This is a genomic window from Streptomyces sp. NPDC058375, from assembly GCF_042723425.1.
Lineage (GTDB): Bacteria > Actinomycetota > Actinomycetes > Streptomycetales > Streptomycetaceae > Streptomyces > Streptomyces durocortorensis.
The window spans coordinates 1-6395 of the sequence record NZ_JBHXJG010000336.1 but is presented as its reverse complement, the minus strand read 5'-3'; the positions used below and the strand labels follow the sequence as shown (position 1 = coordinate 6395).

The 6395-nt window shown below is 69.2% G+C and carries 6 protein-coding genes; 3 read left to right on the top strand and 3 right to left on the bottom strand.

Going from position 1 to position 6395, the window contains the following annotated elements; translation table 11 throughout:
- Positions 1 to 48 precede the first annotated feature (48 nt).
- The gene (locus ACFWM7_RS32530; RefSeq protein ID WP_006126400.1) at positions 49 to 519 is read right to left on the bottom strand and encodes a RidA family protein; all 471 of its coding nucleotides are present in this window, start codon (positions 517 to 519) and stop codon (positions 49 to 51) included.
- Positions 519 to 677, bottom strand: coding sequence for a DUF4177 domain-containing protein (locus ACFWM7_RS32525; RefSeq protein ID WP_003967454.1), 159 nt, complete (start codon positions 675 to 677; stop codon positions 519 to 521). Before ACFWM7_RS32525 ends, ACFWM7_RS32530 begins: the two co-directional genes overlap by 1 nt.
- A gap of 72 nt (positions 678 to 749) precedes the next feature.
- On the opposite strand from ACFWM7_RS32525, the gene ACFWM7_RS32520 reads away from it, so the two are divergent.
- The gene (locus tag ACFWM7_RS32520; RefSeq protein ID WP_383267627.1) at positions 750 to 1724 is read left to right on the top strand and encodes an ArsA family ATPase; all 975 of its coding nucleotides are present in this window, start codon (positions 750 to 752) and stop codon (positions 1722 to 1724) included.
- A complete protein-coding gene (locus tag ACFWM7_RS32515) occupies positions 1721 to 3127 on the top strand; it encodes an ArsA family ATPase (RefSeq protein ID WP_383267624.1) in 1407 nt (468 codons plus the stop codon). Before ACFWM7_RS32520 ends, ACFWM7_RS32515 begins: the two co-directional genes overlap by 4 nt.
- A 27-nt stretch (positions 3128 to 3154) precedes the next feature.
- Here the strand turns inward: ACFWM7_RS32515 and ACFWM7_RS32510 are convergent, their stop codons facing one another.
- Positions 3155 to 3505 carry a WhiB family transcriptional regulator gene (locus ACFWM7_RS32510; RefSeq protein WP_006126397.1) on the bottom strand — a complete coding sequence of 117 codons (351 nt, stop codon included), beginning with the start codon at positions 3503 to 3505 and terminating at the stop codon, positions 3155 to 3157.
- 572 nt (positions 3506 to 4077) lie between these two features.
- On the opposite strand from ACFWM7_RS32510, the gene ACFWM7_RS32505 reads away from it, so the two are divergent.
- A complete protein-coding gene (locus ACFWM7_RS32505) occupies positions 4078 to 6327 on the top strand; it encodes a transglycosylase domain-containing protein (RefSeq protein WP_383267621.1) in 2250 nt (749 codons plus the stop codon).
- The last annotated feature ends 68 nt before the right edge of the window (positions 6328 to 6395 follow it).

The following is a 6395-nucleotide window of genomic DNA, read 5'->3' as shown; positions in this document are numbered from 1 at the left end:
GCGGGTCATGAGGACCGGGCGGGATCGGAAACGTACGGGAAGGGGTTCTCAGGCCTCGACGAGCTCCACCTGGACCTCGACCTCGACCGGTGCGTCCAGCGGCAGCACGGCGACGCCCACGGCGCTGCGCGCGTGCACGCCCTTGTCGCCGAGGACCGCGCCCAGCAGCTCGCTGGCGCCGTTGATCACGGCGGGCTGGCCGGTGAAGTCGGAGGCCGAGGCGACGAAGCCCACGACCTTCACGACGCGCTTGATCCGGTCCAGGTCACCGGCGACCGACTTCACGGCGGCGAGCGCGTTGAGCGCGCAGGTCTTCGCGAGCTCCTTCGCCTCGTCCGGCGTGACTTCGGCGCCGACCTTGCCGGTGACGGCGAGCTTGCCGTCCACCATCGGCAGCTGGCCCGAGGTGTACACGTACACCCCGGACTGCACGGCCGGCTGGTACGAGGCCAGCGGCGGCACGACGGCGGGCAGGGTCAGGCCCAGCTCGGCGAGGCGCGATTCGACGGCGCCCGCCACTACGCCTTCTCCCGCTTCAGGTAGGCCACGAGCTGCTCGGGGTTGTTCGGGCCGGGAACGACCTGGACCAGCTCCCAGCCGTCCTCGCCCCAGGTGTCCAGAATCTGCTTGGTCGCGTGCACGAGAAGGGGCACGGTCGCGTATTCCCACTTGGTCATGGGCCCGACTGTAACGCCTGGCACGTACGGTCCCGTGCGTAGGCCGGGGCAGGACTGGTTAGGCTCGAATACGTGAGCAGGTTCCAGGTCGTCAGCGGCAAGGGCGGTACCGGTAAGACCACGGTGGCCGCCGCCCTCGCGCTCGCCCTCGCGACCGAGGGCAGGCGCACCCTCCTCGTCGAGGTCGAGGGCAGGCAGGGCATCGCCCAGCTCTTCGGTTCCGACGCGCTCCCCTACGAGGAGCGCAAGATCGCCGTCGCGCCGGGCGGCGGCGAGGTGTACGCGCTGGCGATCGACGCCGAACGCGCGCTCCTCGACTACCTCCAGATGTTCTACAAGCTCGGCAGCGCCGGCCGCGCCCTGAAGAAGCTCGGCGCGATCGACTTCGCCACCACGATCGCGCCCGGCGTCCGGGACGTCCTGCTGACCGGGAAGGCGTGCGAAGCCGTACGCCGCAAGGACAAGCAGGGCCGGTTCGTCTACGACCACGTGATCATGGACGCCCCGCCGACCGGGCGGATCACCCGCTTCCTGAACGTCAACGACGAGGTGGCCGGGCTGGCGAAGATCGGCCCGATACACAACCAGGCGCAGGCGGTGATGCGGGTCCTGAAGTCCCCGCAGACCGCGGTCCACCTGGTGACCCTCCTGGAGGAGATGCCGGTCCAGGAGACCGCGGACGGCATCGCCGAGCTGCGCGCCGCCGAACTGCCCGTGGGCAGCGTCTTCGTGAACATGGTCCGCCCGCATCTGCTGGACGAGGACGCCCTGCGCACCGCCGCCGGCGGCCGCCGCAAGGAGATCGCCAAGACGCTGACCCGGGCCGGAGTGACCGGTTCCGCCGCCCTCGTACGTCCTCTGATCGCGCAGGCGGCCGAGCACGCGGAGCGGGTCGGCCTGGAGCGGGAGCAGCGCGCGGTGCTGGGCGGTCTCGGCCTGCCGACGGCGGAGCTGCCGCTGATCGGCGACGGGGTGGACCTCGCCGCGCTGCACGACCTGGCCACGGAGCTCCGTAAGCAGGGCGCGGGGGAAGAGGGGGACGCATGAGCACGGACACGGACACGGTGGCCGAGGCCGGGCCGGACACGGACGCCGTCGCCGGACTGGACACCGACGCACTGCTGGACGACCCGGGCATCCGGATCGTCGTGTGCTGCGGCTCCGGCGGCGTCGGCAAGACCACGACGGCCGCCGCGCTCGGCGTACGGGCCGCCGAGCGCGGCCGGAAGGTCGTCGTCCTCACCATCGACCCGGCCCGCCGCCTCGCCCAGTCCATGGGCATCGACCGGCTGGACAACGTGCCCCGCCGGGTCGACGGCATCGACGGCGACGGCGAACTGCACGCCATGATGCTCGACATGAAGCGGACCTTCGACGAGACCGTCGAGGCGCACGCCGACGCCGAACGGGCGAAGGCGATCCTGGAGAACCCCTTCTACCAGTCCTTGTCTGCCGGGTTCGCCGGTACGCAGGAGTACATGGCGATGGAGAAGCTCGGGCAGCTGCGGGCACGCGACGAGTGGGACCTGATCGTCGTCGACACCCCTCCCTCGCGCTCCGCGCTGGACTTCCTGGACGCGCCGAAGCGGCTGGGTTCGTTCCTCGACGGGAAGTTCATCCGGCTGCTGATGGCCCCGGCGAAGGTGGGCGGCCGGGCCGGGATGAAGTTCCTCAATGTCGGCATGTCGATGATGAGCGGCACGCTGGGCAAGCTGCTCGGGGGTCAGTTCCTCCGGGACGTCCAGACGTTCGTCGCCGCGATGGACACCATGTTCGGCGGCTTCCGCAGCCGCGCGGACGCCACGTACAAGCTGCTCCAGGCGCCAGGCACGGCCTTTCTCGTGGTCGCGACGCCGGAGCAGGACGCGCTGCGCGAGGCCGCCTACTTCGTCGAGCGGCTGGCCTCCGAGAAGATGCCGCTGGCCGGTCTGGTCCTCAACCGCGTGCACGACAGCGAGGCTTCGCGGCTCTCCGCCGAGCAGGCGCTGACCGCCGCAGAAAATCTTGACGACGCCCGCATTGTGGATCAGAGGGCCGGGAAAGCTGGCCTTGGTGACCAGGCGGCCCCCGACCCGGCGGTCACCGCTTCCGGAACGACCGAGCCGCCCCCCTCCCCCGAGGCAGGGCAGTCGTCCGGTCCGAAGACCCCAGCCGCGCACCAGGACACGACGGAGAACGAGCCGCCCCACGAGAACATCGACGGGATCGACGGGATCGATGTCATCAGCATCGAGGAACTGACGGCGGGTCTCCTGCGCCTGCACGCCGAGCGCATGCAGGTAGTCGCCCGCGAGCACCACACCCGCGACCGCTTCACCGCGCTCCACCCGGAGGTGCCGGTGACGGCCGTGGCAGCGCTGCCCGGCGACGTACACGACCTGAACGGCCTCCGGGCCATCGGCGACCGCCTGGCGGACGGCTCCGCCTCTGCTCCTGCCGGAGCGGCGTAGCCGCTGACCCGCTGACCCGCTGCCCCGCTAACCCACGGCGGCGTACGTCTCGTGCAGTTCCTCGTCCTCCAGCCCGATGACTCCGGGCAGGATGCCGGTGGACCGCTCGTACTCGCTGCGCGCGGTCTCCAGCAGTCGGCGCCAGGACGTGACAGTCGGCCGGCGGCGCAGCAGTGCGCGGCGCTCCCGCTCCGTCATTCCGCCCCACACGCCGAATTCGACGCGATTGTCCAGCGCATCGGCCAGGCACTCGGTCCGCACCGGACATCCGGTGCACACCGCCTTGGCCCTGTTCTGCGCTGCCCCTTGTACGAACAGTTCATCCGGATCGGTAGTGCGGCAGGCTGCCTGCGCACTCCAGTCGGTTACCCAGCCCATGCCGGCGCCGTCCTCTCCCGAATCGAGGCTCCCCCACGGCGGTAGCGGCATATTCACCGCTGCCAGTTGAGGACGTTACGGAAGGTGGGGACAGCACAACACCCCCTTCGGGCCCAATCTTGAATGGTCCGAACGGACTATGCGTATGCGGCAGATCACCCAGGGGAGTGAGCCGAGGACATACGCGACTATCGCCGTGAAAAAGGGACAGTGCACTCAAGTTGCAAAGGACTTCTCGCGACATACGGGGCGATTTCGGGAGCGCCTCGATGGGTGCGTGAAGGGCAATGCGGTCGCACATCGGCCGGGTGAAGAATGACCAGAAGATGCGCATGGGGCGGCAGGGGGCTTGATACGGAACCGGACTGCTGTGACAGTTGAGAGCAGCTTAGGCCAAGGCCTGCCCGTCTGTCCGGCGAATGGGAACGTAGGCGCCCCGCGTCCGCGCGCGCCCGCGCCGTGATGGTGGGCCATGTCTCCGAGCCGCCCGGATGTCACGGTCCGGTACGGGAACGCTCCGAGAGCCCCCTGCTCCTGCGACACGTTCATCACTACGGATTAGGCTGCCCCCTATGCCAAAGAAGCGCTCGGGCGGGGGTCTCACCACGACCCAGCAGGCCGCCAAGTTCCTCGGTGTCGCCGCGCTCTCCGGAGCTGTCCTGGCAGGCATCGCGCTGCCCGCAGCCGGAGCGCTGGGGCTCGCCGCCAAGGGGACGGTCGAAGGATTCGACGAGATCCCCTCCAACCTCAAGACACCACCGCTCAGTCAGCGGACCACGATCCAGGACCGCGACGGCGGCACCATCGCCACGGTGTACTCGCGCGACCGCACGGTCGTCCCCCTCAAGGACATCTCGCCGTACATGCAGGACGCGATCATCGCGATCGAGGACTCCCGCTTCTACGAGCACGGCGCGGTCGACCTCAAGGGCATCCTCCGCGCGATGAACCGCAACGTACAGGCGGGCGGGGCCGCGCAGGGCGCGTCGACCCTCACCCAGCAGTACGTGAAGAACGTCTTCGTCGAGGAGGCGGGCGACGACCCGGAGAAGGTCGCCCAGGCCACGCAGCAGACGCTCGGCCGCAAGGTCCGCGAGCTGAAGTACGCGATCCAGGTCGAGGAAGAGCTCGGCAAGAAGAAGATCCTGGAGAACTACCTCAACATCACGTTCTTCGGGCAGCAGGCGTACGGCATCGAGGCCGCGTCCCAGCGCTACTTCTCCAAGCGCGCCAAGGACCTCAAGGTGGAGGAGGCCGCGCTGCTCGCCGGCATCGTCCAGTCGCCGAGCCGCTACGACCCGGTCAACGACACGGAGGAAGCGACCAAGCGCCGCAACACCGTGCTGGCGCGGATGGCGGCGGTCAAGAGCATCACGCGGGCCGAGGCCGACAAGGCCATGGAGACGCCCATCAAGCTGAAGGTGTCCCGGCCGAAGAACGGCTGCATCACCGCCGTCAGCGGCTCCGGCTTCTTCTGCGACTACGTCCGCAAGACGATCCTCACCGACCCCGCCTTCGGCAAGACCGACGAGGACCGGGCCAAGCTCTGGAACCTCGGCGGTCTGACCATCCGGACCACGCTGGACCCGCGCGCCCAGAAGGCGGCCAACGAGGCCGCCACCGCGAAGGTCAACAAGGACGACAAGTTCGCGGCGTCCGTGGTGCAGGTCCAGCCGGGCAGCGGCAAGATCCTCTCCATGGGCCAGTCCCGCCCGTACGGCCTGGACCAGAAGCAGAACGAGACCGTGCTCAACCTCTCCGTCAGCAACAAGATGGGCGGCAGCACGTACGGCTTCCAGGTCGGCTCCACGTTCAAGCCGTTCACCGCGGCCGCGGCGCTGGAGAAGGGCATCAGCCCGGCGACGACGTTCTCGACGGACTGGAAGATGACGCTCAAGGAGCGCGACTTCCGGAACTGCACCGGCTCCCCGGCCGGTTTCGCGGACTGGCCCCTGCAGAACGAGCTGGAGTCCGAGAAGGGCACCTGGGACATGACGAGCGCGCTCGGCAAGTCCATCAACACCTACTTCGCGCTGCTGGAGCAGAAGGCCGGCCTCTGCGAGACCATCGAGATGGCCAAGAAGGTCGGCTACGAACGCGGCGACGGCAAGAAGATCGTCGAGAACCCGTCGATCACCCTCGGCAGTGAGGTGAGCACCCCGCTCTCCATGGCCGGCGCGTACGCCGCGTTCGCCAACCGGGGCACGTACTGCACGCCGATCGCCATCGAGTCCATCAAGGACCCGCAGGGCAAGCAGCTTCCCGTGCCGAAGTCGTCCTGCTCGCGGGCGATGAGCGAGAAGACCGCGGACACGATCAACCAGATGCTCAAGGGCGTCGTGGAGGACGGCACCGGTACGCAGGCCGGGCTCAGCGACCGGGACAACGCGGGCAAGACCGGTACGACCAACGACCGTAAGGACGCCTGGTTCGTCGGGTACACGCCGAACCTCTCCACCGCGGTGTGGGTCGGTGACGACATCGGCGAGAAGAGCTCGATGTTCAACGTCACCATCGGCGGCCAGTACTACGACAAGGTCTGCGGCGGCTGCCTGCCCGGCCCGATCTGGCGCATCGCGATGACCGGAGCGCTGGACGCCGCCGAGACTCCCGGGTTCAACCCCGTCCCCGTGCCTCGCGGCAAGGAGAAGGAGGACAAGGAGAAGGGCGATCGCGACCGGGGCCGTGACCGCGGTGACGGGGACGGCGAGGACGCCAGGCCCGGCGGCGACGACGGCAACCGGTTCCCCGGCATCGAGCTCCCGGAGGGCGTGATCGGCGGACCGGGCGGCGGCCGAGGCGGCGGCAACGAAGGCCCCTGACCCCCTGACCCCTACGGTCGGTGAAAACGTGAGAAGGGTGGGCGCCCCGGTCGATCGAGGACCGGGGC

Excerpts from the sequence above, each read along its gene's own strand:
- ACFWM7_RS32525 (WP_003967454.1), bottom strand. The coding sequence starts at position 677 with ATGACCAAGTGGGAATACGCGACCGTGCCCCTTCTCGTGCACGCGACC.
- ACFWM7_RS32515 (WP_383267624.1), top strand. The coding sequence starts at position 1,721 with ATGAGCACGGACACGGACACGGTGGCCGAGGCCGGGCCGGACACGGAC.
- ACFWM7_RS32510 (WP_006126397.1), bottom strand. The coding sequence starts at position 3,505 with ATGGGCTGGGTAACCGACTGGAGTGCGCAGGCAGCCTGCCGCACTACC.
- ACFWM7_RS32505 (WP_383267621.1), top strand. The coding sequence starts at position 4,078 with ATGCCAAAGAAGCGCTCGGGCGGGGGTCTCACCACGACCCAGCAGGCC.